A 26,261-nucleotide genomic window follows, 5' to 3' on the forward strand; every position below is an offset into this window, starting at 1 on the left:
TAAACAGACTTTTAGTTTAAAAAAGAATAGTAAACGCACCTCTAGTGCTAATTGATTATTACTCATTACCTGTAAAGTTATGTACTATTGGTAATAAGATATATTTTTTAGTAATAAGGTGCGTTTTTTAATGTCTGATTTTTTATTGCACGATGAGCCAGTAAAACAAGTTTACCTTGATGCAAACGCAACCACTCCTGTGTTGCCTTGTATTGCTGATGTTGTTTCTCATACTATGCAAATTTGTTTTGGTAATCCTTCAAGTCCCCATATTACAGGCATTCAAGCCAAGCATTTATTAGAACAAACACGTCAAAAAGCACGCACTGTTATCGGCGCAAGTAATGGCGATATTTTATTTACGTCTGGCGCGACAGAAGGCATTCAAACAGCAGTAGTTTCTACGCTTATTAATGCTAAAAAATACCCAGTTAAAAACCCAGTATTATTATATGGCGCAACTGAGCATAAAGCGGTGCCAAATACACTTAAACATTGGAATAGCGTACTTGACATTAACGCTGAAGTGCTTGCTATTCCAGTGGATAGTAACGGTATTTTAGACTTAGATTTTATTGCAGAGCATATTAATAATGCATTGATGATTTGCACCATGGCCGTTAATAACGAGACCGGTGTATATCAAGATTTACCCGCTATTGAGCAGGTAATTCGTAGCCGCAATAAAAATGTATCGTGGATGGTGGATTGCGTGCAAGCGCTTGGTAAACAGGCACTCGCGCTGAGTGACACAACAATAGATTACGCCCCTTTTTCGGGGCATAAGCTTTATGCGCCCAAGGGTATTGGCTTTTTATATATTCGTAGTGGCAGTGCGTATACACCTTTTATAGCGGGTGGTGGTCAAGAGAGTGGAATGCGTTCAGGCACCGAAAATCTACCCGGTATTGCAGGGCTAAATAAGCTATTTAGTCTGTTGCTCGATAAATCAGACGGTACATTTAAATCAGTTGATGTACTTAATTCCTATCGCAGTCAATTACAAAGTGCAATTGTAGATACCTTTGGCAATATTACATTTAATCACGACTTTGCTTATAGCGTGCCCACTACACTTAATTTTGCTGTTAACGATTTAACAAGCAAAGAGGTGATTGATTTATTTGATGCGGCGGGCATACGCGTAAGTGGAGGCTCGGCTTGTAGTACGGGGGCATCAACAAGTTTTGTTTTAGATGCAATGGGTGCAAGCAAATGGCAAAGCGAAAACGCAATTAGACTTTCGTTTGGACCTGCGGCAACACAGCAAGATATTGATAATGCTTGTGGTCGTATTCGCGCTCTAAGAACAATATTACAAGCAAACTGTTTAATCGTGTCTGACAGTACGACACCACAGCAAGAAGTGTGCGCACTGGGCCTTACTCAATTTAGGCACCAAGGTGCATGTAGTTGGCTTTATGTGAGCGATGATAAACACGCAGTTATAATAGACCCGATTATTGAGCTTATTCCGCGTTTTGAAAAAATAGCCAATACACAAAACTTAACTATTTCAGCGGTGCTTAATACTCATCTTCATCAAGAGCGAGAGTCAGCGACTAATTTGTTAACCAGCGTTCTTGCATCAAGAGTTGTAAAAGGTGAGGTTGATTCGCTAGGTTGGCCCGTAGGCGCAGCAAATATTAGCTTAGCAAATGACGCACTTGAAAAAGTTGCTACACCTGGGCATAGCAAAGATAGCGTAAGTTATTTATTAAAAAACAGTAGTGGCGAAACGCGTTATTGTTTTTGTGGTGATTTAATTCTGCCTGCAGGACTTGGCAATACTTCCCTTATGGGTGGGGATGCAAAAGCTATGGCTCGCTCTATTTTAGCAATAAGCGAGCAACTAAATAACATTAGTATTATTTGCTCAGGGCACGACTACCAACAATGTTTTGCTATGAACTGGGCCGTTCAGCAAAGCCAAACGCCATTACTCAATGCGTTAGTGAGCGGCAGTATTTCAGTTGATGAATTTGTAATTGAAAAGCAGCAGTACGATGCTTCAAAACAAGTGAATAACACACAACTGTGCGGTTATGTAAATGCGCTACCTGAAGTAGATACACTGCAATTAAATTTTGATGACGCTAAAATAATGTTAAACACCAGCGATGTATATTTAATTGATACACGCGAGCCATACGAACACGGCGCAAATAATGTTGCCCAGTTATTTAATATACTCGATGAAAAAACATTAAATATACCGCTTAGCAGAATGGCGAATGCGGTATTTGAAGGACAGTTGAACAAAAATAACAAATACATTTTATTATGCCGCAGTGGTAACCGCTCAAAAATTGCTGCGAGTAATTTAATGCGGCTGGGTTATAAAGCTGTTTATAATTTAAATGGTGGGTTAGCGCTTAGCAATTAAACAAAGATTGTAATTTATACAAAATCGGCTTTAGGGCCGATTTTTTGTTTTTAAGGTCGATTTGATCGCAAGGCAAACAAGTACAGTAATTAGTGAATAACTATATAAAGTAATTATTGTGCTTATGAAAATTCATCAATATTTCATTTTAATCAATTAAGCTATGGCAGGTGCCTTTAAAATTACAGGTAAATTAATTTATAAAATCTTTATGATACCGGTGTCAAAAGCTAAAAATTGCGTTATCATCTGCATCTAAAATTATAAAAACAGCACCTTTTTTGCATTTTTAGTTATACTATCGGCGTTTTATTTTAGTGTGAATAAGCAATTTTTATCGTTTTTATTTTATAAAAAGCATTTTTAAATCAATTGGTTGAAAAATTTAGAGGGTATTCTCATGTCTAACCGAACGCAACTAGCAAGTTGGCAAGCACTCGAACAAAGTGCAGCTAAGATGAAACAAACACATCTGAAAACGTTATTTGCACAAGATGACACGCGTTTTTCTCAGTTTTCTACTCAAGTACCTGGCGTATTATTCGACTATTCTAAGCAACTTATTGATAACGATGTTTTTGCTAACTTAATGTCGCTTGCTAAAGATTGCGATATTGCATCGTGGCGCGATAAAATGTTCAGTGGTGAAAAAATTAATATCACTGAAAATCGCTCAGTACTGCATACGGCACTTCGCAATCGTGCTCATACACCACTCATTGTTGATGGTGAAAACGTGACACAAGCAGTAGATAACGAATTAGCTAAAATTAAAGTGTTTGTTGAAAAAGTTCGTAGCGGAAAATGGCTAGGCTATACCGGCAAAGCGGTAAAAGATGTTGTAAGTATTGGTGTTGGTGGCTCTAACCTTGGTCCGCAAATGGCAACCGAGGCATTAAAAGCACTGGCAGATGATACATTGAATGTTCATTACGTATCTAATGCTGACGGTGTACAAATTTCGTCTGTTTTAAAAGCCATTGATCCTGAAACAACATTATTTGTTATTTCGTCAAAAACATTTACTACGTCAGAAACCATGACAAACGCTAAAACAGCCGTTGATTGGTTTTTACAAACAGCAAAAGATGAAAGTACAATTGCAAAGCATTTTGTTGCAGTAAGTACAAATTTAGAAAAAACGGCAGCCTTTGGTATCAGCGACGAAAACGTATTCACTATGTGGGATTGGGTTGGCGGTCGCTTTTCACTTTGGAGTGCGATAGGCTTACCCATTGCTTTATATTTAGGCTACGATGCCTTTGAAGCAATTTTAGAAGGTGCGTTTGAAATAGATGAACATTTTAAGTCTGCGCCGTTTGAGCAAAATATACCATTAATTATGGCATTGCTTAGTGTATGGAATACCAGCTTTTTGGGCTACACAGCGCAAGCTATATTACCGTACGACCAAGCTCTGCATATGTTACCAGCTTATTTACAGCAAGGCGAAATGGAAAGTAATGGTAAGCACGTTAACTTTGCGGGCGAAACGGTACCTTACACCACGGTTCCAATTATTTGGGGCATGACGGGTATTAATGGTCAGCATGCCTTTTATCAGTGCTTACACCAAGGTAATGTAATTGTACCTGCAGATTTTATTGCATCAGTTAAACCACAAGTGAATGTTGATAAACATCACGATATTTTATTATCGAACTTCTTTGCACAAACAGAAGCGATGATGAGTGGTGTAGATGCAGCGCAAGTTACAGCTGATTTAACCGCTAAGGGTAAATCGCAAGCAGAGATTGATGAGTTATTAAATCATAAAATTCATCAAGGCAATCGTCCTACAACATCTATGTTATTAGATACTGTAGATGCTAAAACAGTGGGTCGTTTAATTGCACTGTATGAACATAAGATATTCTGCCAAGGCATTATTTTAGAAATATGCTCGTTTGATCAATGGGGTGTAGAGCTAGGTAAAGGGTTAGCATCTAAAATTGAAAGTGAACTCACTGATGAAAGCGTAAAACACGCCCATGATAGTTCGACAAACGGCTTAATGGCGTACTACAAGCAAAACCGTACGCAGTAAAAAATTCGCTTACGTAAGTAAGTAAACCGAGTACCTTTGAACGGGTAGCGCTGGAGTGCTTAGGGTCTGTATTTTTGTGAGAGGAGATACAGGGCCCCTAAGGCTCATTTAATAAGCGCAAATGATAAAATAAATAATAATAAATCATCAATACAGAACAATTCAGCAGGCTTTTATTTAAATACAGTTATAAAAGCCATCTAATCTAGCAATAAATAGGCATACCCGCGCATTTATAAAATGTACTGGGTATCACAACGTAGAGAGTAACTATGCTTAATCCTTTTGATATTATAATTTTTGGGGGCGGTGGTGATCTTGCGTTACGCAAATTACTACCTGCAATGTACAGAGCATATCAAGAAGGTAATTTACCTGAAGGCTCACGTATCCTACCAACAGTGCGCGAAGAATCTAAACGTGCTGAATACGTAGAAACAGCGCATAAAGCATTACAAGAATTTTTAAGCAAAGGTGAGTTTAACGCTAAAGATTGGAAAGCGTTTTCTACTTTTTTAGTGCCAGTAGTAAGTAATGTTACAGAAGCGGATGATAATTGGGATGTGCTAAAAGGCATTCTAGATGAGCACGAAAGCACTAAATCGCGTGTGTTTTATTTATCTCTTCCGCCAGCTGTATACGGCACTTGCTGTGAAATACTTTCTACGAAAGGTTTAATTACCCCTACATCACGTGTTGTTGTTGAAAAACCAATTGGCTATTGCGGTGATTCTGCTGAAGCAATTAACGGAAAAATTGCAGAGTTTTTTAATGAAGAGCAAATTTTCCGAATTGATCATTACTTAGGTAAAGAAACAGTACAAAACTTAATGGCGCTGCGTTTTTCAAACTCATTGTTTGAAAATATGTGGGATGCTAAGTCTATTGATAACATCCAAATTAGCTTATCAGAAACGGTTGGCCTTGAAAGCCGCGCTGGTTTTTATGATAAAGCCGGTGCACTTCGTGACATGGTTCAAAACCACTTGTTACAGCTACTGTGTTTAGTTGCAATGGAAGCGCCCAATAAACTTAACGCCAGCAGTATCCGAAATGAAAAGCTAAAGGTATTAGAAGCACTTCGCCCACTGAATGGTAGCGATGTTGATGAAAATATTGTGCGCGGTCAATATGTGCCTGGTGACTTAAATGGTAAAATTGTACCCGGTTATCTTGAAGAACTAAAAGAAGGCTCTAGCAAAACAGAAACCTTTGTTGCGATTCGTGCACACATTGATAACTGGCGTTGGGCTGGTGTTCCGTTTTATCTTCGTACAGGTAAACGTATGGCTAAGCGCTGTGCAGAAATTGTGGTTGAATACAAAAAAGTATCTCATAATATTTACGAAGATAACGTAGGTAATATTGAGCCAAATCGCCTTGTTATTCGCTTGCAGCCAGAGGAAACAATTCAATTAACGCTTATGTCTAAGCGCCTCGATAATTTGGAAATGCAACTTGAACCAGTAACGATGAATATTGAGCTTTCACAAGCTTACAGTAACGGTTTTCACTCAGATGCATACAAGCGTTTAATGCTTGATGCGGCTGCCGATAACCCATCGTTATTTATTCATCGTGATGAAGTACGTCAAGCGTGGAAATGGATTGATCCAATTATTGACAGATGGCAAGAAAAAGGCAAACCGGCACTTTATCGTGCAGGTAGCTGGGGTCCTGATGATGCCGATGAGTTATTGGCAGAGAAGAGCCATGTATGGTTTAACGCGGGCGATAAGGCATAAATATGGCAACATTAGTTGAGAAATTTTTTGATAATAAAGATGCGTTGACGAAAGAGCTTTCAGCAACGCTTGAGCAATCACTGCGTGATGGTATTAAAAATGATGGACGTGCTGTATTGATGGTATCAGGCGGTTCATCACCAGCACCTGCTTATAAGCATTTATCAACCCTTGATCTAGATTGGCAACATGTTGATGTTGCAATGGTTGATGAGCGTTGGGTAGACTCAAGCCATGAAAAAAGTAATGAAGCATTTATTAAAAGTACATTATTACAAAATCATGGTAGTGCTGCTAACTTTATTACTATGAAGAACACTGCTGCAACGGCCCAACAGGGCACACAAGAGTGTGAAACGGCTTATAGTGAACTAAAAATACCATATGATGTGACTATTTTAGGTATGGGCCCAGATGGCCATACAGCGTCGTTATTCCCAAATGCAAACGGTTTAGAGCATGGTTTAACAACCACACAATCAGTGTGTGCTATTAACGCGATTGAAAGTGAAGTAACCGGTAGTATTACTGAGAGAATGACACTAACTTTAAATGCCATTGCGCAATCTAAAGTAGTTAAGCTTTTAATTAGCGGTGAAGAAAAACTCGCTGTTTATAAGCAAGCAAAAGCGGGGGGCGATGTTAATGATATGCCACTTCGCGCTGTACTTAACCACCCAAGCATAAATATTGAAGTGTATTGGGCGCCTTAAATTAAAGTACCAATGTGATTTTTAAAGGCAGCTTATATAAGCTGCCTTTTTTATTTGCTCAAATTTAAGTCTAAACACTATAAATAAACGCACTCTGACTGTTAATCAATGTGAATGAGCATCCGTAACTTGTATTAAAAACAATCATTAAGTGTATTGTTTTTAATCTGATTTTATGTGTTTTGGTTGTGTGTTTTTTAGCAACGCTTGGATTTAGTTAAATTTTATTTTTTGATGACGACTGTCATAAAAGTTTCCCTTCCTTTTTGGTTTCAAAAGCATTAGCCTTAAGGTATTAAAAATGAAACACATAAACTAAAAATAAACGGAGCAGTAACATGGCGGAGCAACAAGTACAGCCTTTACACAACGAAAAACATGCCAACATTAAAATTAAAAATGGCATCAATGTAGAATTCATGAAAACTCAACATTTAGTGCCAGTAGTTGCACATGAGTTTGCACGTGTAGCAAACGAGTTTCCAATGTCATTCGTTAAAAATAACGAAAATGACACTTACCAAGCTGTCGCTATGTTTGGTCTTGAGCCAGGCGAAAACCTTTTTGTAGAAGATGGTAAATGGACAGCAGCATTTGCACCAATGGCATCTACTCGTTACCCACTGGGTCTAGTTAAGCACCCAGAGCAAGATCAATTCGGCATTGTAATTGATGAAGCAAGTGCGCTTGTTGGTGAAGATGAAGGCAACGCATTATTCGAAAATGGCGAAGAGACTGATTACCTAAAACGTCGTAAAGAAGCGCTTGTATCTTTTATTGAGTTTTCTCAAGTAACTGAAGCGTTCACTAAATTCCTTGCTGATAAAGAGCTACTAATTGCGCAAACGCTTACAGTAGACATTAAAGGCGAGAAAAAAGACATAAACGGTATTTACCTTATCGATGAGAAAAAGCTAAACGAGCTAAGCGATGCTGATTTCCTAGAGCTTCGTAAACGTGGTTACTTAGCACCAATTTATTCTTTCTTAACGTCTACTCATCAAGTAGCACGTTTAGCGCGTTTAAAAGCTCAACAAGCTTAATTACAAACACGTTAAATTTTGAAAAAGCGCCTTAAGGCGCTTTTTTTATGTCATTAAACTCACTTTGGTTGAAATTAAGCCCGCAACCATTCACATTGGTTTATAACTTCCCCATAAAAGAATTCATTATGAAAACACCATTATTAGCATTTTTTGCGAGCAGCTTTTTTGCTTTAAGTAATAGCGTAGTAGCTGCAGAGACTCCTTTTGCCATTGCGATTCATGGTGGGGCAGGGACAATAGAAAAAGCACGATTTACACCCGCTCAAGAAAAAGAGTATCGGGCAAAATTAACGCAAGCAGTAGAGACAGGTTATAAAGTATTACATCAAGGCGGCGAAAGCTTAGATGCGGTGACTGCAGCAATTGCAGTATTAGAGCAATCCCCTTATTTTAATGCAGGGCGTGGAGCGGTATACACTTACGATGGCGGACATGAGCTTGATGCATCAATAATGGATGGTCGAAACCGTGAAGCAGGTGCAGTTGCGGGTGTAAAGCATATTGAGAGCCCAATTAATTTAGCGCGTTTGGTAATGGATAACTCTGTACACGTAATGCTCAGTGGGCAAGGCGCTGAGGAGTTTGCTAAAGAGCAAGGTGTTGAGCTTATCGAAAATAACTTGTTTGATACCGAATCTCGTTACAAAGCACTTTTAAAAGCAAAACAAAAATTAGATAAAGCCAAAGCAACCAGTAAAGAGTACCAAGCCGTGCACAAAGCATTACCTAACTCTTACAAAATGGGCACGGTTGGCGCAGTGGCGCTTGATAAAAATGGTAATTTAGCAGCAGGTACATCAACCGGTGGTATGACGGCAAAACGTTATGGCCGCGTGGGGGATGCGCCGGTAATTGGGGCCGGAACATTTGCTGAAAATGAATCGTGCGCAGTATCGGCAACAGGGCATGGTGAATATTTTATTCGCTATAACGTAGCAAGCGATATATGTGCGCGCGTTAAGTACCAAGGTAAAACCATAGCCGAAGCAGGGGATGAAGTTATAAACGGTGTGCTTAAGCCCATTGGTGGCACTGGCGGCGTCATTATTATTGATACTAAGGGTAATATTAGCTTGCCGTTTAATACCTCTGGCATGTATCGAGCTAGTAAATCGAATACGCAAGCGACCTACGTGGGCATTTTTAACGACGAATAAGCCAACGTCATTTAATTTATTCAATGTAGTTAGCGCTGAAAATAACTGCTTAAAATAAATTTATTATTCACCGTTTAGTTCAATAACAGCGTTTATATAACAAACAACCCCGCGTTATGCATTTTGTAGGATTAACCCCAGCCGTTTAATTTGATACAATTACGGCTCTTTAACTAATTTTATAAGGTATGCGGGTGGTAAACCTAGGTCAGTTGTTTGGCGAGCTAAAAACGTGCTTAAAAAAAGATCAATTCATTTTCAAAAAACGCTTACATGGCGTAAAAAAAATAACCGATGAAAACAAGCATGCCAACGCGCTTGAAAAAATAGCGGCTGATATAACCCGTAGCCAAGAATTACGCGATAAGCGCTTAGCTGGCCTCCCTAAAGTGACTTACCCTGAGCAATTGCCAGTAAGTCAAAAAAAGGAATTAATTAAAGACGCCATTGTAAATAACCAAGTGGTTATTATTGCCGGTGAGACGGGCTCAGGTAAAACAACTCAAATACCTAAAATGTGTTTAGAGCTTGGTCGTGGTGTTGATGGTTTAATAGGGCATACGCAACCACGCCGATTAGCAGCGCGTACCGTAGCTAATCGTATTGCTGAAGAAATGAAGTGTGAACTTGGTCAGCAAGTTGGCTTTAAAATACGTTTTAGCGATCAGGTTTCTAATAATACGTATGTAAAACTGATGACTGACGGTATTTTACTGGCAGAAATTCAGCAAGACCGCTTTTTAAATCAATACGACACTATTATTATTGATGAAGCGCATGAGCGTAGTTTAAACATCGACTTTATTCTAGGCTACTTAAAAAACCTACTTCCAAAACGCCCTGATTTAAAAATAATAATTACTTCAGCGACTATTGATCCTGAGCGTTTTTCAAAGCATTTTGATGATGCGCCTATTATAGAAGTATCGGGTCGTACTTTCCCAGTTGATGTGCGCTACAACCCTATTACTGATATTAATAAAGATGATATGGAAGCGGAGGGCGATCAGCTACAAGGTATTTTTGATGCCGTTGATGAGCTGTGCGCTGAAGGTCCAGGCGATATTCTTATATTTTTAAATGGTGAGCGTGAAATACGCGATACCGCTGATGCACTTAGCAAGCGTAATTTAAAACACACCGATGTATTGCCACTTTATTCGCGTTTATCTAACGCAGAGCAAAACCGTATATTTGCGCCGCATTCTCGTCGCCATATTATTTTATCGACTAACGTAGCCGAAACATCGCTCACTGTGCCGGGTATTCGTTATGTAATAGACCCAGGTACTGCGCGTATAAGTCGCTATAGTTATCGTACAAAAGTACAGCGCTTACCAATAGAGCCTATATCACAAGCAAGCGCTAATCAGCGTATGGGTCGTTGTGGACGTATTGAAGCGGGTATTTGTATTAGGTTGTACTCTGAGGATGATTTTTTATCACGTCCAGAGTTTACCGACCCTGAAATACTGCGTACTAATCTTGCTTCAGTTATTTTGCAAATGTTGGCACTCGGGCTTGGTGATATGGCGCAATTTCCGTTTGTGCAAGCGCCAGATAGCCGTAATATAAGTGATGGTTTATCGTTATTAGAAGAACTACAAGCAGTAAAACCAGACAAACGTGATAACAAAACAAGTTTAACCGCTTCAGGTAGAGAGCTCAGCCGATTACCCGTTGACCCACGTTTAGCAAAAATGGTGCTAACAGCCCATAAACTTGGCGCATTGCGTGAAGTGATTATTATTGTAGCGGCGCTTTCTATTCAAGACCCACGTGAACGCCCACAGGAAAAACGTGCTGCGGCCAATGAAAAGCACGGTCGTTTTGACGACCCAGATTCAGATTTTATTGCTTTTTTAAACTTATGGAATTACCTAGAAGAGCAGCAAAGCGAGCTGACTAACGGCCAATTTAGAAAGCTGTGTCAAAAAGACTTTTTGGCCTATATGCGTCTGCGTGAATGGCAAGATATTGTTTATCAAATAAGTACTGTGTGTAACGAAATGGGCATGAAAGCAACCAGCCAAGCGGCTGATGGCGAGCTTGTGCACAAGGCGTTATTAAGCGGGATGCTAAGCCACATTGGCTTTAAAGATGAAAAACAAATATACAAAGGCGCACGTAATAGTCAGTTTCATATTTTTCCGGGTTCAGGTTTATTTAAAAAGAGCCCTAAATGGATCATGTCAGCAGAGCTGGTAGAAACCAGTAAATTATATGCCCGCACAAATGCAAAAATAGACATTAACTGGGTAGAGCCATTAGCACAACACCTAGTAAAACGTAGTTACACAGAACCTCATTGGGAGAAAAAGCCAGGTGCGGTAATTGCGTTTGAGCAGCAAACTTTGTACGGCCTACTCGTTGTAAACAAACGCCGCTGTGTTTATAGCAACATTGATCCTAAAGTGAGTCGAGAGCTTTTTGTACGCACTGCATTAGTTGAGCAAGAACTGGGCTTAAACGAGCGCTTTTTAGCATTTAACAGTGAGCTAATAGAAGATATTCAAGTTCTGGAAAATAAGTCACGTCGTCGTGATATTTTAGTTGATGAGCAAACGTTATTTGAATTTTACGATAAAAAAATACCCAAAGAAATTAATAACCGCGCTGCATTTTTAAAATGGTATAAAACACAAAAACAACAAAATAAGCATTACTTACACATGACTCGTGAAGAGTTAATGCAGCATGGTGCAAGTAATATAACCGAGTTTGACTACCCTGATACATGGCAGCAAGACAATATTATATTGCCGCTTGCTTATCATTTTGATCCAGGCCAAGCAGTTGATGGCGTTGCGGTACAAATACCGGTCGCGCTGTTGAATCAAGTACAAGAAAGTGGTTTTGACTGGCACATACCAGCATTTAGGCATGAGCTAATAAGTGGACTTATAAAGTCATTGCCTAAATCGCTTCGTCGTAATTTTGTGCCAGCACCAAACTATGCTGATGCAGTGCTGGCAGCTATTGAGCCAATGCAAGGGAGCTTAATTGATGCATTAACGACGCGTTTATTGAGAATGACAGGTGTAAAAGTTGAACCAGAGGCATGGGATTTAACCGCGCTTGCACCGCATTTAAGATTGCAGTTTGAAGTACGTGATGAACACGATAAGTTACTTGCTCGTGGACTTGATTTAGCCAAACTTAAAGCAGAGCTGCAAGGTGAAGTAACCGAAACACTCTCTAAAGTAGCCGATAAAGGCATTGAAAAATCAGACCTAACACAATGGGATTTTGGTGAGCTGCCATCTTCATATGTTAAAAAACAAGGCCAATATGAGATAAAAGCATACCCTGCGCTGGTGGATAAAAAATCAGCCGCTGCAGTGGAGCTGTTTGATAACGAAGCAAAAGCGCAGCAAGCACATCAACAAGGTTTGCGCCGTTTAGTGTTATTAAATGTGCCATCGCCAATTAAGTATTTACAACAAAACTTACCGAATAAAGCAAAGCTGGGTTTGTACTTTAATCCATTTGGTAAAATAGCTGATTTAATTGATGACTGTATAGCCGCAGGTGTCGATAGCTTATTAGTTAAACACGGTGATATACGTGACGAAAAAGCATTTGAAACAGTAAAAGAGCAAATACGCGGTGAGCTCGGTGATGCTGTTGTGTCGATTGCAACGCAGGTTGAGCAAGTATTAAGTATTGCTCATGCGCTGCATAAAAAAATGAAAGGGCGCGTTGATTTAACCATGATAACGGCGCACGGAGATATAAAATCACAGCTTGAGTCACTTATATTTAAAGGTTTTGTGAGCGCGCATGGCGCAGATAAAATAACGGATTTAATCCGTTACCTAAAAGCTATTCAAAAACGCTTAGAAAAATTACCAGTTGATCCAAACAGAGATAGGTTATGCGTACTTGAACTTGATAAAGTGGCAATTGAATATAAGAAATTAACTAATAAAACACCTAAAGGGTTGCCAATTCCGCAAGAAGTAACCGATATTTTTTGGATGCAGCAAGAACTAAGAGTCTCTTTGTTTGCCCAAACATTAGGAACTCCTTACCCTATTTCATCAAAACGCATTTTAAATGCAATAAAAGAAATAGAATAAAACTTGCATTTTCCATTAAGCTTAGTACCTTAATGGGAGGACTTATTTTTGCTTTGAGAAGGAAACGGCATACCCATGTCCTCATTGATCGAACCTAAAACACGACGGCTGCTAGTCGTCGACGACGAGTATTTTAATTATGAAATTCTTAAAGCAGCACTCACTGCTAAATTTGATGTGAGCTATGCTGATTCAGGTAAAAGTTGTTTAGCATCAGCGGTTGCTAATCCACCTGATATAATTTTACTTGATGTGTGCATGCCAGGACTTGATGGTTACGATACATGTCGTATGCTAAAACATACCCCGGAGACAAAAAATATACCTATTGTTATGGTATCTGGCCTTGAGTCGGAGTTGGAGAAAAAAGCCGGATTTGACGCAGGATGCGACGCTTATGTAGTAAAACCATTTTCAATGAGTGTATTGTTAGAGCAAATTAATACAATAGTGTAGAGGGATTTATGTTCACAGATGACAAACGAAACTTTAGACGTATGCAGGTAAATGCGACTGCAAATTTAACAACAGTGGAGCCAGTAGCTGGCTTGAATTATACGGCAGAGTGTGTTGATTTGAGCGCGACAGGGTTATCATTGCATTTGGATGATTTACTTGAGCCAGATACTATTTTAACAGTTGATATAGCGTCTACTCACCCTAGCATTGCACCGTTAAAAGCAACGGCTAAGGTAATACGTGCCAGCAAAGAAGATGATGGCACAATAACAGCAGGCCTTGAAATCATTCAGTTTAACTAATTAAATTGAATGATTAGATATTAAAAAACCTTACAAATTAAGCCTTTTAAGTAAAAGCCTTCAGGGTAGCTACCCGCAATTGGGTGATCGGCTGCTTGATTTAATCGCTCCATTATAAGTAGATCTTTGCCCGCATCAAGAGCCGCATCAGCAACAACTTTTTGAAATAGGTTTTGCTCCATTAAGCCAGAGCAAGAGAATGTCAGTAATGTTCCACCTGGTTTTAGTATTTGCATGGCAATCATGTTGATGTCTTTATAACCACGACACGCGCCCGTTAGCTGCGCTTTATTATCAGCAAACTTTGGTGGATCCATTACGATGGTATCAAACTGTCTGCCTTCGTCGCGGTATTGACGCAGTAACTTAAAGACATCTTGCTTCACAAAATCAACTTTATTTAAGTCTAAGTTATTATGCTCAACATTACGTTTAGCAGTATCTAACGCTGGTTGCGATACATCAACGTTAGTGACATGCTCACACCCGCCACGCAAAGCGTACAACGAAAATGTACCTGTGTAACTAAAACAGTTAAGTACCGTTTTGTCTTTTGAAAAACGCTCAAGTGCAGCACGGCTATCGCGTTGATCTAAGTAAAATCCGGTTTTATGACCTTCAATTATATCGACTTCAATTTTTAAGCCGTTTTCTTCAATAAGTACAGGTTGTGTTGGCTCATTACCCCAAAGAACACCTTTAATTGGCTCCAAACCTTCTTTTGTACGTACTTCTACGTCTGAGCGCTCGTATATGCTAGAACCTGGAAAAATAGCCATTAACGCGCCAACAATCTCGCCTTTATGACGCTCGGCACCCGCACTTAGTAACTGACAAACTAGTACATTATCAAATTTATCGATTGTAACGCCTGGTAAGTAATCAGACTCAGCTGCACATAATCTAAAGCCTGTTAATCCGCCTTCTTCTATTACTTGGCTCCGTGCTTCTAATGAGCGACGTAAACGGCGTTCAAAAAAGTTTTGATCGATGATTTCTTTTTCGTCAAAGCTCCAAACACGTGCACGAATTTGCGAATGAGGGCTATAAGCAGCAGTTGCTAAAAACTTACCTTCGCTATCGTGAATCGTTACTGTGTCGCCTAATCCAGGTTTACCTTTAATTTTTTTGATGGCTTTTGAAAATAACCAAGGGTGTTTTCTTTTTAATGATTTATCGCGACCAGCTTGTAGGTAAACGGCAGATGACATAAGGCTTCTCAGTAGTAATAAATAAGCGCTGTATTTTAGTCAAGCAGCGGGCAACATACAATGAATGTTTTGCAAGAGGGCTATAAAGCACGGTAAAGTACTAATAATTCACTTATTAATTAGCTTTTGGAACCTGAAAGTGCCTGACGCCGTTTTAAGCCCCGATTTACAAATACTTAATTCACAATGCAGAGAATTTATAACCTCTTTAGTGCATGCCGATGTGGCTCACGATATTACGCATATAGAGCGAGTGGTGCGCGTTGCAATAAAACTATGTAATGCAGAGCAGGCTAATATGTCAGTTGTATTACCTGCAGCGTGGATGCATGACTGTGTGGCGGTGGCTAAAAACCACCCTGATCGTGCAAAAGCCTCTACTATGGCAGCAGATAAGGCACTGGAATTTTTAAAATCGATTGATTATGACGAGTCACTTTTTGATGATATTCATCATGCTATTGCGGCTCATAGCTTTAGCGCAAATATAGAAATTAAAACAGTTGAGGCGCAAATAGTACAAGATGCTGACAGAATGGATGCACTAGGTGCGATTGGAGTGAGTCGATGTATGAAAGTTGGCGGCTCAATTTCTCGGTTATTGTATAACCCAGAAGACCCTTTTTGTATTGAACGAGAAGCTGATGATAAAAAATATACACTTGATCATTTTTTTATAAAACTATTACATATTGCTCAAAGCATGAATACCCCATCAGCTAAAGCAGAAGCGAATAGGCGTACAGTTTACATGCATGAGTTTTTAGAGCAATTAAAGTCAGAAATTGGTGAGTAACGTGGATAATAAAAATATGCCTAAATTGTCAGGTATTGATCATTGCCATTTGAATGTTGAAAATTTATCGAATGCAGTTAAATGGTATGAGCGCGTTTTAGGTTTTAGTATAGTACCCGAACTTGCTTTTTGGAATGAGGACGAACGAGGACCTTTAACGCTCGAGGATGCTAGTTCAAAGACTCGTTTAGCACTTTTTGAAGGTGAGGGGCGCAGTAAAGGAATTGCATTTTTGGCAACAGGGGAGCAATTTATACAGTGGCTTAGTCATCTTGAAAGTTTAAATATAAAAGCGGTTCTTGCTGATCATGGTGTAACGTTTTCAATGTATTTTAAAGATGACAGTGGTAATAGCCATGAGATCACATCTCATGATTACTCGTATATAAAACTTTACTATCCATCGGTCAACTTAGGTTCGCATTCATCTAAAAAAGCTAATGCAGTTAATCCTATAATTCCCATTATATGAATTTATGTGTAAGTTTTTATCATACTGCTATCACTTTGAATAATATCTAATTGGGGTTTATTCGCTGCTTTTTTGTTTCAAGTGAAACTGTATTTTTTAGCAATTATTTGTGCTTGTACAGTTAACATAAGTGCCAGACATGCGCTGTTTTTAGGATTCAACCTAAAGGCAATTTACGTTTTGTCGCTGCACAAATATAGGTGAAAATCGTGATCAGGACGCAGAAGCTTTGCTAGGTTTTTACTTGTTTTCACATGGATGTAAGTCAGTAAGGTAACGCATGAAAAGTTACCGACCCCACTAGGTGACACACCTCACGCAGCGATTAAATCGCTCTTAGATAAAATGAACTTTAATATTGTAAGGTCAGCAGGGCTTGGTCTTCTATTATCGTTTGAAGCAGTTAGATATAAAGTTTTCACTTAGTTATAGACCAGTTTTTTATTATTAATTAGATCCCATACTTAAGCCTATTGGTATAAAATATTAGAAATTTCGTGTTGGTTAAATGTGGTAGAACTGTTGTTTGAGTATCAATTAAAGCGAAGTGCCCGACGTAAGACTGTTGCTATTAAAGTGCACCAACGGTCAATAACCGTTTATGCGCCTCATTATGTTCCTAAAAAACAGTTGGATTTATGGTTGGTTGAGAAACGAGATTGGGTAAATAGCCAACTTGATAAACAGATTAATATTGCAGACTCAAAGCAATATCCACTCGAAACACATAAAATTCTAATTTTCTCAAATCTTATAGACATAACGTTTGAACACGCTTTGCATTCTCAAGTTATAGAGCATGAGAATACATTAAGCGTATTGTGTTCTTCTCGAGTGAGCCATAAAAAATTGAAGTATAAAACATTACTTGAGGCGTATTTAACTGAAAAATTAGGATTATATATTGATATGCGTCTTGCCCACTTTTGTAAACTAATGGAGGAACCTTTACCGAATGATTTACGAATACGTATCTATAAACGTAAATGGGGGAGTTGTAATAGTAAACGTGAGCTTTCGTTTAACTTACTCTTGATTGGAGCCAAAAAATCAATTATAGACTACGTCATAGTCCACGAGTTGGCGCATTTACGTCACTTAGACCACAGTCGTGTATTTTGGCAACGTGTAGCTAAGTTTTATCCGGATCATAAGATAGCATCAGATTGGTTAAAGAATAATGGACAAAGTTTACAGTGGGAATTTTAAAAAATTATTGAAGTTTAAAATATAAGGTATTTTAGAAGAAAAGTGGTGGAGGGAGCTGGATTCGAACCAGCGAAGGCTGAGCCGTCAGATTTACAGTCTGATCCCTTTGGCCGCTCGGGAACCCCTCCACACTAATTTTGTTACACTTGGCCCCACTTAACTTAGCGGTAAGAAAAGTGGTGGAGGGAGCTGGATTCGAACCAGCGAAGGCTGAGCCGTCAGATTTACAGTCTGATCCCTTTGGCCGCTCGGGAACCCCTCCAGTGCAACGGCGCTGATAATAGCAAAACTTATATTTAAGTAAAGAAAAAAGCTAAAGAAAAATGAAATAAAGCCGATAAATATCTATTACCTACAATAATCGGCTAAAGTCTATGCAAATCGACGATTTGTTAATCACAGAGAGTCAACTAAGTACACGGTTGAATAAAAGTGTACACGAACAACGTCGAGGAGAGTTTTCTCTTTTATTGGCAATGTTATCCCACGATGCGCTTGATTTTAGTCAGTTCCATTTTCCAAAAACAGATATTGAAAACCCTATTGTTGAAGAAGAGACACTTCGTAAGCAATTTGGTTCGGGTCCGAAGCAGCCTTTAGCACCTGATGAATTTAATATGTTGATTGGGCAACACAACGCCGCTTTATTATCAAATGTGGGAGAGCATGCAGGTATGAGCGATATTAAGTTACGACACTGCTTAAACCCTGAACCACTTTCAATAAGAAATGATTTAGCTCATATTCCACTCAATGTGCTTGATAATTGTGAGCTAGCTGTGCGCAGACGTATTAAGAACAAAGAGACTCAGCTATCGCATCCGCAAATGGACGTAGCTTCATTCTATGATGGTCTTAATGGTGAATCATTACATCAACCGCTTCACTTAGCTACAGCATAATATTGACCTACAAAATAATTTATCTATCTACGATTTCAAATCAGCTTATGTCAGGCCCAGTAAAACAAGCTTTAAATGGTCATTTTTATAATAATGATGGCTAAAAAGAGAGGCTTTGTAGCTATTTATAATGTTAATTGCCTAAAAATTGATTTAGTTTAAAAAAACCATCCAAAAATTTAATGCAATTGCTATAATGATGTCAAATGGTATGACATGAAATGCCGTTATCATTAAACCAAGGTAATTAGGAACGTAATGAAGAAAACATTCACGCTGAATCACGAGAAAATCAAATACCCTCGTATGGTCGATGCTGCAAAGCACGAAGTGAAAAAATATTTGAAAAGAGAACGTAATAAAACGCTACCTGAAGATGCTGATTACTGGGCATTTGACTGTAAGTTTGGTAATACAGCTGAAGATGCTCAAGTAGTGCACGTTGCAGAGATTAGCAATCATATCAGCGACATCGAAAAGCAAGATTTAAAGTCTTTCTACGTAGAGATTTTAGCAAAGCCGGCACAGCGTCAACAAGCTGATTTAGATGACGACGAGTAACTCTTAAATTTTAAGTACTCGTAAAGTAGAGATGGACCCAAGTGGTCCATTTTTGTTATGTGGGTTTTAATATCAATCTGAATAATACTAACCAACCAATCCGCAATCATGCTTAATCAGTTTGAGGGATTAAATCTGACGCTAACGGCGTTAAAAATTTCTGATATAGGACAATTAAATAACGATTTTTTGTCTTGTTATCGACACGATTCTGTTATCTAAAAATAGATCACTTAATTAAAAGAGTTGGTATAAGTATTTGAACAATATAAATTATCTAATAACCCTATAATACCAACCTGCATAAATCTTTGATCAATTTAACGAATTAAATTGCACTATAACGTCGTTAAAATTTTTTATTTAGAACAACTAGATACAAAAACTTTTGCCTAGTTCTAGCGTAATTTTCTTAACGTTAAATAGACCCCATACATAAGCAGATTGGTATAAAATTTTATTTAGAGACGCTGAGTTTTTTGGAAATAAATAACTTTTCGTGTGTATGCGCCACATTAAGTTAAATAATATGTACAAAACTAGAGTACATATCATTTAACTAATTAGTGTGTTTCAAAATACCTGATGCCTGGGTAAGTTGAGGTTTATAGGCTATGGCACTTTTTATACTTTTTAGTACTGCCACATGGGCAATCATCGTTCCTGCCAATTTTTATATCTGCAACAGGTAATATAACGCCGTCAGAATATTTCCACTGATTTTTTTCTTTAATGAATTTTGATTGTTCGTGCAATTCACAGTATAAATTATCATAAAAGTAGTGCGCTTTAAATTCTACAAAACCCTGACTATCATCGTGCCCTGAGTCTATAATTGTCAGTTTTATAAAGCGGCAACCATCTGCAAATTCTTTAATTTCTTTAACGGGGTTTTCGGGCTGTTTATCTGGTGTATATGTTTGATAAATATACTTAGCATTTTTGAGTGCATAAGCACTATAACGAGAGCGCATAAGTAGCTCTGGTGTTTGAGGATGCTGTATTGCCAAATGAAAAGGTTCGCAGCAGTCAACATAATCTTGTTGGCTGCCACAAAGACATAATGTTTTATTCAGTGAGGTCATAATTTTGGTGTAAAGCTAAAATGTTAGTTTAACAAGATTATTGAGCTAGTAATATCTCTGTGGTTTGTTTGTTTTTCGTGAAGCAATATAACTTTGTATTTGTCTTACTCATATCCAGAGATAAGCTAGTTAATAGCTGGTTATTAACTATATCAGTCCAAGTAATTACAGCTGCAAAATTACCGTTGTGTAAAGCCGAATTTAATACGTACTCTAGATTCACTAAGTGTTTTTGTCTAATAACGAGTAATTTACTCGTATCGATAGAGCACGAATCAAGTAGCGCTTTACTAGGGACGTGATCGGGTGCGATTAATAATGTCCAAGCATTTAAGCTATTGTATTGATGTAATACTTTTAATAGCTCAAATGTTGCCGAAATTTCATCTTCAATTTCAATTAAATTAACACAATCGCTTTTATTGTCTTGTTGGTAGCTTTTAACTGTTCGTATGGTAATTGGTTGTAACATATCGCCTCACTAACTGGGTTTTTATACAGTATTTACATACAGTAGTTTATACAGTGTTTGTGTGCAAGTGTTTTTTGCTATTTTTTTGTACGATAATTTAAGATTTAGACTTTTTTTAAATTGTCATTTTTTTAAGTTATTAATATTTAATGATTTAAATTTACCTTTATGTTGTTGTTTCCAACTGTGCATTATTGTGTTGAATACTGTATACACCTGTTGAAGGTTGATATGGCAGCTTTAAATAATGATTTCATGTGTAAATTACAGCATAGTTTCGTATGTGTAATTTACTCTTCGTTAGCGTTATTTGGTATTAGGTGAGAAAACTGCAATTGGTGAATTTGTTCATATAAACTTGCAGCGTAGCATTGGGCATCTTTAAAGCGTTTAGTTTCAATGTGTTTACGCAAGTCAGTTAATGCAGTAGTTGCTGGTTCGTGACCTTGACTACTTGATAAGCTTAGCCATGCAACCGCATGAAATACACTTTGCGGAACACCTTGGCCTTTTACAAAAAATAGTCCTAAGTAAAATTGTGCTCGAAGTTCTCCAGACATCGCAGCTAAACGCATCCACTTCGCAGCAAGTGCATTTTGATTGTTTTTTAAATAATACAGTGCTTTGTTCAGTGTATTTTGCTGACTATTTTCGTTAGTTGGCGTTGAGTTAGTGTCGCTAGGTTGCGTGACAAAGGACAGTATATTGTCTAACTGCTGCTCTAAATCTTGGCCTGTCGGTGTTGTTTTTATCATGCTCACTCATTCGTTATGTAACTAAGTCAATAGTTTAGTATATCGCAAGGTAAAATGTCCTGTAAAAGATGATTTTTATGTTAAAATATTGCCACTTTTTACAACCATAAGTCTATTATGCTCGAAGCTTTATTTAAAATTAGTGAGAATGGCTCATCAGTCCGCCGTGAATGCATTGCGGGTATTACTACATTTATCACAATGGTTTACATTGTATTTGTTAACCCTGCCATGTTAGCAGAGGCTGGAATGGATCAGGGAGCTGCTTTTGTAGCAACTTGTATTGCAGCTGCTATTGGTTGTTTTATTATGGGATTGTGGGCTAATTATCCTTTAGCATTAGCGCCTGGAATGGGGTTAAATGCATTTTTTACATATGGTGTTGTATTAGGGATGGGTTACACATGGCAGGCGGCATTAGGTGCTGTTTTTATGTCTGGGTGTATATTTTTACTTCTAAGCCTGTTTAAAGTTCGTGAGTGGATTATTAATGCCATTCCTTTGGTTTTAAAGCGGGCCATTGCAACGGGTATTGGCGCATTTTTAGCTTTAATTGCTCTTAAAAATGCGGGCATCATCGTTGCCAGCCCTGCAACGTTAGTACAATTAGGTGATATAACTTCAGCTGGCCCATTATTAGCTATTTTCAGCTTTTTTATTATTGCTGCGCTTTTATATCGTAACTTTAAAAGTGGTGTATTAATTAGTATTTTATTAGTGACCTGTATCGCACTGGCTTTAGGGCTTGTTGAATACCATGGAATTGTTGCTACGCCTCCTTCTATTTTACCTACTTTTATGCAGCTTGATTTTGGTGCTGCACTTGAATTATCTATGTTGAGCGTTATTTTCGCATTTTTGTTTGTGGATTTATTTGATACCTCGGGTACTTTAGTTGCAGTTACTCAAAAAGCAGGGCTTGCTGATGAAAAAGGAAATATGCCTCGGCTAGGAAGAGCGCTAAGTGCTGACAGTACAGCAACAATTGCAGGCGCTATGTTGGGCACTTCTACTACAACATCTTATATAGAGTCTGTTGCAGGTGTATCTGTAGGTGGGCGTACTGGTTTAACAGCAGTTGTGGTAGGTATTTGCTTTTTACTTATGATGTTTTTTGCACCACTTGCGCAAATGGTACCAGCTTACGCAACCGCTGGAGCCATTTTATATGTTGCAGTTTTAATGCTACAAAATCTGAAGTTTGTTAATTGGGATGATATGACCGATGCCATTCCCGTTACAGTCGTTTTACTGATGACGCCATTAACGTTTTCAATTGCTCATGGTATAGCACTTGGTTTTATATCTTATACTCTAGTAAAAGTGTTGTGTGGTAAGCAAGACGAAGTCACAATTAGCGTATGGATTTTAACGGCACTGTTTATTATTAAATTTGCATTTTTGTCTTAAATTGATACAGCTAGATAAAAAAGGCCATACAAATTTGTATGGCCTTTTTTAGTTATTTTTAACATTCAATAATATTAACAGCCAATCCACCGCGAGCGGTTTCTTTGTATTTGGTTTTCATGTCGTTGCCGGTCTCAAGCATGGTTTTAATCACTTTATCAAGTGATACCTTTTGCTCGCCACTGCCACGAATAGCTAAACGTGAGGCATTAATTGCTTTAATCGCGCCCATTGCATTGCGTTCAATACACGGCACTTGTACTAAGCCACCAACAGGGTCGCACGTGAGGCCTAAATTATGTTCCATACCAATTTCTGCTGCGTTCTCTACTTGCACAACATTGCCACCTACAATTTCTGTTAATGCGCCTGCAGCCATAGAGCATGCAACACCAACTTCACCTTGGCAACCTACTTCAGCACCCGATATAGAGGCATTCTTTTTATATAAAATACCAATAGCAGCAGCCGTTAATAAATAACGTGTGGCTATATCGCGGTCTACTTCTTTCACAAATGTGTGATAGTACATAAGCACAGCCGGTAAAATACCCGCAGCACCATTAGTTGGTGCGGTAACTACACGACCACCTGCCGCATTTTCTTCGTTTACGGCAAGGGCAAATAAATCAACCCAGTCCATTGCACGAAGTGGGTCGTTACTGACTTCTATATTTAGTTTTAAGTATAAGCTAGGCGCACGGCGCTTTACTTTTAAGCCGCCAGGTAAAATACCTTCTGTACGCATACCACGGTCAATACAGGCCATCATTACTTTCCAGATATGAAACAGCGTGTCTTTTATTTCATCTTCAGTGCGCAGTGTTTTTTCGTTCTTCATCATCAAGCTTGAAACACTAAGCCCTGACTCTTTACACATTTCTAGTAACTCTTTTGCGCTACCAAATGGGAATGGGGCTGGGTTTTCTTCTCTAATATCGAGGGCTGCTTGTTTTTCGTTTTCAAACTCTTCGTCAGTAACAATAAAGCCACCGCCAATAGAGTAATATACTTTGCTGTAAACTTTTTCGCCGTTGTTTGAGGCGATAATTTCCATTGCATTAGAGTGCTTAGGCAGCGTTTTGCGACGATGAAAAACAATAGCGCCTTGTTTTGGAAACTTAGCTTTGTGTGTTTTGTTTAAATAAATAACCTGATCTTGTTCGATGGTCGCTAAAATGTCGTCGACTAAATCGGCATCTATAGTTTCAGGGTCGTAACCGGCTAAACCAAGAATTACGGCTTTACCCGAACCATGGCCAACACCTGTTTGACCCAAAGAGCCATAAAGCTCTACTTTAATATCGGTAACATTTGCTAATAATTGTTGTTCTTGTAGGTCATTAACAAATAAGCGTGATGCGCGCATTGGGCCAACGGTGTGTGATGACGAAGGGCCAATACCAATGCTAAACATATCAAATGCACTGATCATAATGTGTGTCTCTACTTTGTTTTATCAGCACGAAGCTGCTCTTTGAACGGTCGAGCATGATAACGTGGAATTGTGATTGTGTAACTACTAATAACGAAGATTTAAACTGGTAAGGCGAGTTGTTTTGTAAAGTTTTTTATAATGTTTGCAGTCGCACCCCAAAGTAAACCATGCGGCGTTTTAAAACCTTGCAAAATAACCGTTTTCCCAAATCGTTGAAAAGGTAAGGGTTGCCAGTTAGCTTCGTTATTTAACTCAGTGACCGAGAGCAAAAAGCTCGCTTGTACTTCATTATAGTCATTTTCCCAGGTGGTGTCTTTTTTGAGTAAACCTACATAGGGGCTAATACTAAAACCCGTTAATGTTGAATACTCAGGTAAGTGACCTAATACATTAACGTTGTTTTGGGCAATATTTAGCTCTTCTTTTAGTTCGCGAAGGGCTGTGGTGCGAAGGGTAATGTCGCTTACTTCAAACTTACCCCTGGCAAACAAATCTCCCCAGGGTGATGGTGTAAATAAGTAGGGCGTTTACACAGTAAAATATGTGCATGGTTATCTATATCAATAATTGGCAGCATAACAGCGCTAGCACGTTTTTTACGCGTGTCTTTTAACTGGTTTGGCGCAGCTGTAGGGCTTAACAGAAACCGCGCCATAATGTGTTCACTATTCAAAGCGACCTACTGTTTTAATAAAGGGAGGATTTTATTTACTTTATCGTAAGTTTCTTGATATTCCAATTCGACTTTAGAATCAGCGACTATTCCGCCACCTGCCCAGCAGTAAATTTGCGCTTTGTGGCACACCAAGGTGCGAATAGTGATACTGGTGTCCATGTTTCCACACGCACTTAAATAACCAATTGAACCACAATAAATGCTGCGGCGATGTGGTTCTAATTCTTCAATTATTTCCATTGCTCTAATTTTGGGCGCACCGGTGATTGAGCCACCCGGAAAAGCCGCTTTTAGCTGATCGACGGCTGTTTTACCTTCATCAAGTTCAGAGGTTACCGTGCTTACTAAATGATGCACTGCCGGAAAGCTTTCAATAGCAAAAGAGAAGGGACGTGAACGCTGCCAGGTTTTGCCACTTTGCCTAAGTCGTTACGCAGTAAATCAACAATCATTACGTTTTCAGCGCGATCTTTAGCTGATGCTGCGAGTATTTGGGCTTGGCGTTGATCCTCCAGCGCATCCGCTTTTCGCGGCAGTGTGCCTTTAATAGGTTTGGTTTCTACAACGTTATTATTTACAGATATAAAGCGCTCAGGGGAAATTGATAAAATTGCCCCTTGAGGGTGATTTATAAAGCTCGAAAATGGCGCTTTATTTGCCTCACGCAGTTTAATATAAGCTGCCCAAGGGGAGCCTTCAAACTGAGCGTTAAAGCGCTGCGCTAAATTAATTTGGTAACAATCGCCACTTTTTAGATACTCCTCAATTTGGGCAAACTTTGCAGCGTATTCCGTTTCGCTCATATTTGATTGCCAGTCGCTGTATAGGGCAAAGGACTGCGTATTAACTTGGGAGTTAGCGTGTGTATTTAAGTATTGCTCATAAAGCGCTAATCTATCGGTGTTTGGCTGCGATACATAAAACCAGCTTTGTTGCTGCTTGTCGTAAATAAGGGCATCTAAGTAAAGGCCAATAGCCATTTGGGGAAGATTAATATCTTCAATAGCACGAGTGGGGATGTTTTCAATTGTACGCCCTAAGTCGTAGCCAAAGTAGCCAAGCCAGCCGCCGTTAAAGGGTAAATCGTAATCGGCTTTTGTTTTAGCAAGATGCGAAAGCTCATTATTCATAATTTCAAAGCAGTTATCACTACTTTCTATATTATTTAAAAAGCTTTTATTATTTTTTACTTCAAGGGTACTTTGCGGCTCAATAGCAACAATATCAAAACGACTGTTTATATGATTACTATTTGCAGAATCTAATAGAATTGCATAAGGCAAATGTGAAAAATGCGCAAAAACGTCAATGCAGTTTTGTGTTATGCCTAATTTAAT

General features: G+C 38.7%; 20 protein-coding genes, 2 tRNA genes and 2 pseudogenes. 15 read left to right on the forward strand and 9 right to left on the reverse strand.

The genetic code is table 11. The features are described from left to right. The first annotated feature begins 130 nt into the window (after positions 1-130). From P4S65_RS10960 to P4S65_RS11000, 9 genes are all read left to right on the forward strand, one after another. Entirely contained in the window at positions 131-2,386 is a 2,256-nt protein-coding gene (locus P4S65_RS10960; protein WP_337120142.1) for an aminotransferase class V-fold PLP-dependent enzyme, read from the forward strand. Positions 2,387-2,786: 400 nt separating this feature from the next. After that, positions 2,787-4,433: a glucose-6-phosphate isomerase gene (gene pgi, locus P4S65_RS10965; RefSeq protein WP_007375909.1), complete on the forward strand. Its 1,647-nt coding sequence runs from the start codon at positions 2,787-2,789 to the stop codon at positions 4,431-4,433. A 272-nt stretch (positions 4,434-4,705) separates the two neighbouring features. Then, positions 4,706-6,178: a glucose-6-phosphate dehydrogenase gene (gene zwf / locus P4S65_RS10970; protein WP_007375908.1), complete on the forward strand. Its 1,473-nt coding sequence runs from the start codon at positions 4,706-4,708 to the stop codon at positions 6,176-6,178. A 2-nt stretch (positions 6,179-6,180) separates the two neighbouring features. Further along, entirely contained in the window at positions 6,181-6,891 is a 711-nt protein-coding gene (gene pgl / locus P4S65_RS10975) for a 6-phosphogluconolactonase (protein WP_337120143.1), read from the forward strand. 338 nt (positions 6,892-7,229) lie between these two features. After that, positions 7,230-7,934 (forward strand): SapC family protein, encoded by a 705-nt coding sequence (locus tag P4S65_RS10980; protein ID WP_007375906.1) that lies wholly within the window; start codon positions 7,230-7,232, stop codon positions 7,932-7,934. A gap of 128 nt (positions 7,935-8,062) precedes the next feature. Beyond that, positions 8,063-9,094, forward strand: a complete 1,032-nt coding sequence (locus P4S65_RS10985) for an isoaspartyl peptidase/L-asparaginase family protein (RefSeq protein WP_337120144.1) — start codon at positions 8,063-8,065, stop codon at positions 9,092-9,094. A gap of 194 nt (positions 9,095-9,288) precedes the next feature. Next, a complete protein-coding gene (hrpA, locus tag P4S65_RS10990) occupies positions 9,289-13,176 on the forward strand; it encodes an ATP-dependent RNA helicase HrpA (protein ID WP_337120145.1) in 3,888 nt (1,295 codons plus the stop codon). 75 nt (positions 13,177-13,251) lie between these two features. Beyond that, positions 13,252-13,632: a response regulator gene (locus P4S65_RS10995; protein ID WP_007375903.1), complete on the forward strand. Its 381-nt coding sequence runs from the start codon at positions 13,252-13,254 to the stop codon at positions 13,630-13,632. Between the two features lie 8 nt (positions 13,633-13,640). Further along, on the forward strand, positions 13,641-13,937 hold the full coding sequence (locus P4S65_RS11000) for a PilZ domain-containing protein (protein ID WP_008135574.1): 297 nt from the start codon (positions 13,641-13,643) through the stop codon (positions 13,935-13,937). A 20-nt stretch (positions 13,938-13,957) separates the two neighbouring features. Here P4S65_RS11000 and P4S65_RS11005 read toward each other — a convergent pair whose 3' ends face one another. Beyond that, positions 13,958-15,148: a class I SAM-dependent methyltransferase gene (locus tag P4S65_RS11005; RefSeq protein WP_007375901.1), complete on the reverse strand. Its 1,191-nt coding sequence runs from the start codon at positions 15,146-15,148 to the stop codon at positions 13,958-13,960. A 64-nt stretch (positions 15,149-15,212) separates the two neighbouring features. On the opposite strand from P4S65_RS11005, the gene P4S65_RS11010 reads away from it, so the two are divergent. The 3 genes from P4S65_RS11010 to P4S65_RS11020 all read left to right on the forward strand — a co-directional run bounded on the left by P4S65_RS11010 (position 15,213) and on the right by P4S65_RS11020 (position 17,625). Continuing rightward, positions 15,213-15,944 carry an HD domain-containing protein gene (locus P4S65_RS11010; RefSeq protein ID WP_007375900.1) on the forward strand — a complete coding sequence of 244 codons (732 nt, stop codon included), beginning with the start codon at positions 15,213-15,215 and terminating at the stop codon, positions 15,942-15,944. A 16-nt stretch (positions 15,945-15,960) separates the two neighbouring features. Further along, a complete protein-coding gene (locus tag P4S65_RS11015) occupies positions 15,961-16,416 on the forward strand; it encodes a VOC family protein (protein WP_442961878.1) in 456 nt (151 codons plus the stop codon). A gap of 510 nt (positions 16,417-16,926) precedes the next feature. After that, complete coding sequence (locus tag P4S65_RS11020; protein WP_096792826.1) at positions 16,927-17,625, forward strand: M48 family metallopeptidase; 699 nt, start codon at positions 16,927-16,929, stop codon at positions 17,623-17,625. A 43-nt stretch (positions 17,626-17,668) separates the two neighbouring features. Here the strand turns inward: P4S65_RS11020 and P4S65_RS11025 are convergent. Together P4S65_RS11025 and P4S65_RS11030 are read right to left on the reverse strand one after the other, a co-directional pair. Then, positions 17,669-17,753, reverse strand: a tRNA-Tyr gene (locus tag P4S65_RS11025). A gap of 49 nt (positions 17,754-17,802) precedes the next feature. Next, positions 17,803-17,887 (reverse strand) — tRNA-Tyr (locus P4S65_RS11030). Between the two features lie 112 nt (positions 17,888-17,999). Here P4S65_RS11030 and P4S65_RS11035 point away from each other — a divergent pair. Continuing rightward, positions 18,000-18,527, forward strand: a complete 528-nt coding sequence (locus P4S65_RS11035; protein ID WP_337120147.1) for a VC2046/SO_2500 family protein — start codon at positions 18,000-18,002, stop codon at positions 18,525-18,527. Between the two features lie 258 nt (positions 18,528-18,785). Further along, on the forward strand, positions 18,786-19,088 hold the full coding sequence (locus P4S65_RS11040) for a DUF6172 family protein (RefSeq protein ID WP_007375896.1): 303 nt from the start codon (positions 18,786-18,788) through the stop codon (positions 19,086-19,088). Positions 19,089-19,693: 605 nt separating this feature from the next. Here P4S65_RS11040 and P4S65_RS11045 read toward each other — a convergent pair. The 3 genes from P4S65_RS11045 to P4S65_RS11055 form a co-directional block, all read right to left on the reverse strand. Then, entirely contained in the window at positions 19,694-20,173 is a 480-nt protein-coding gene (locus P4S65_RS11045; RefSeq protein ID WP_337120148.1) for a YchJ family protein, read from the reverse strand. Positions 20,174-20,210: 37 nt separating this feature from the next. Then, positions 20,211-20,645 (reverse strand): SulA-like leucine-rich domain-containing protein, encoded by a 435-nt coding sequence (locus tag P4S65_RS11050; RefSeq protein ID WP_337120149.1) that lies wholly within the window; start codon positions 20,643-20,645, stop codon positions 20,211-20,213. A gap of 290 nt (positions 20,646-20,935) precedes the next feature. Next, complete coding sequence (locus P4S65_RS11055; protein ID WP_007375893.1) at positions 20,936-21,400, reverse strand: tetratricopeptide repeat protein; 465 nt, start codon at positions 21,398-21,400, stop codon at positions 20,936-20,938. Positions 21,401-21,517: 117 nt separating this feature from the next. Between P4S65_RS11055 and P4S65_RS11060 the strand changes: the two genes are divergently transcribed. Next, a complete protein-coding gene (locus tag P4S65_RS11060; protein ID WP_337120150.1) occupies positions 21,518-22,810 on the forward strand; it encodes an NCS2 family permease in 1,293 nt (430 codons plus the stop codon). Between the two features lie 58 nt (positions 22,811-22,868). Here P4S65_RS11060 and P4S65_RS11065 read toward each other — a convergent pair whose 3' ends face one another. From P4S65_RS11065 to pabB, 3 genes and pseudogenes are all read right to left on the reverse strand, one after another. Beyond that, positions 22,869-24,245, reverse strand: a complete 1,377-nt coding sequence (locus P4S65_RS11065; protein WP_007375891.1) for an L-serine ammonia-lyase — start codon at positions 24,243-24,245, stop codon at positions 22,869-22,871. A 101-nt stretch (positions 24,246-24,346) separates the two neighbouring features. Beyond that, a pseudogene (locus P4S65_RS11070) lies at positions 24,347-24,921 on the reverse strand (NUDIX hydrolase). A gap of 6 nt (positions 24,922-24,927) precedes the next feature. Beyond that, positions 24,928-26,207 (reverse strand): annotated as a pseudogene (pabB, locus tag P4S65_RS11075) (aminodeoxychorismate synthase component I). Between the last annotated feature and the right edge of the window lie 54 nt (positions 26,208-26,261).

The organism is Pseudoalteromonas sp. B131b (genome assembly GCF_037162545.1).
Lineage (GTDB): Bacteria > Pseudomonadota > Gammaproteobacteria > Enterobacterales > Alteromonadaceae > Pseudoalteromonas > Pseudoalteromonas fuliginea.

Coding starts and splice junctions, on each gene's coding strand:
- pgl (WP_337120143.1), top strand. CDS start 6,181: ATGGCAACATTAGTTGAGAAATTTTTTGATAATAAAGATGCGTTGACG.
- zwf (WP_007375908.1), top strand. CDS start 4,706: ATGCTTAATCCTTTTGATATTATAATTTTTGGGGGCGGTGGTGATCTT.
- P4S65_RS11055 (WP_007375893.1), bottom strand. CDS start 21,400: ATGATAAAAACAACACCGACAGGCCAAGATTTAGAGCAGCAGTTAGAC.
- P4S65_RS10980 (WP_007375906.1), top strand. CDS start 7,230: ATGGCGGAGCAACAAGTACAGCCTTTACACAACGAAAAACATGCCAAC.
- P4S65_RS11045 (WP_337120148.1), bottom strand. CDS start 20,173: ATGACCTCACTGAATAAAACATTATGTCTTTGTGGCAGCCAACAAGAT.
- P4S65_RS10960 (WP_337120142.1), top strand. CDS start 131: ATGTCTGATTTTTTATTGCACGATGAGCCAGTAAAACAAGTTTACCTT.
- P4S65_RS11005 (WP_007375901.1), bottom strand. CDS start 15,148: ATGTCATCTGCCGTTTACCTACAAGCTGGTCGCGATAAATCATTAAAA.
- P4S65_RS11035 (WP_337120147.1), top strand. CDS start 18,000: ATGCAAATCGACGATTTGTTAATCACAGAGAGTCAACTAAGTACACGG.
- P4S65_RS11065 (WP_007375891.1), bottom strand. CDS start 24,245: ATGATCAGTGCATTTGATATGTTTAGCATTGGTATTGGCCCTTCGTCA.
- P4S65_RS11040 (WP_007375896.1), top strand. CDS start 18,786: ATGAAGAAAACATTCACGCTGAATCACGAGAAAATCAAATACCCTCGT.
- P4S65_RS11050 (WP_337120149.1), bottom strand. CDS start 20,645: ATGTTACAACCAATTACCATACGAACAGTTAAAAGCTACCAACAAGAC.
- P4S65_RS11015 (WP_442961878.1), top strand. CDS start 15,961: ATGCCTAAATTGTCAGGTATTGATCATTGCCATTTGAATGTTGAAAAT.
- P4S65_RS11000 (WP_008135574.1), top strand. CDS start 13,641: ATGTTCACAGATGACAAACGAAACTTTAGACGTATGCAGGTAAATGCG.
- pgi (WP_007375909.1), top strand. CDS start 2,787: ATGTCTAACCGAACGCAACTAGCAAGTTGGCAAGCACTCGAACAAAGT.
- P4S65_RS10985 (WP_337120144.1), top strand. CDS start 8,063: ATGAAAACACCATTATTAGCATTTTTTGCGAGCAGCTTTTTTGCTTTA.
- P4S65_RS11010 (WP_007375900.1), top strand. CDS start 15,213: ATGTTTTGCAAGAGGGCTATAAAGCACGGTAAAGTACTAATAATTCAC.
- P4S65_RS11060 (WP_337120150.1), top strand. CDS start 21,518: ATGCTCGAAGCTTTATTTAAAATTAGTGAGAATGGCTCATCAGTCCGC.
- P4S65_RS10995 (WP_007375903.1), top strand. CDS start 13,252: ATGTCCTCATTGATCGAACCTAAAACACGACGGCTGCTAGTCGTCGAC.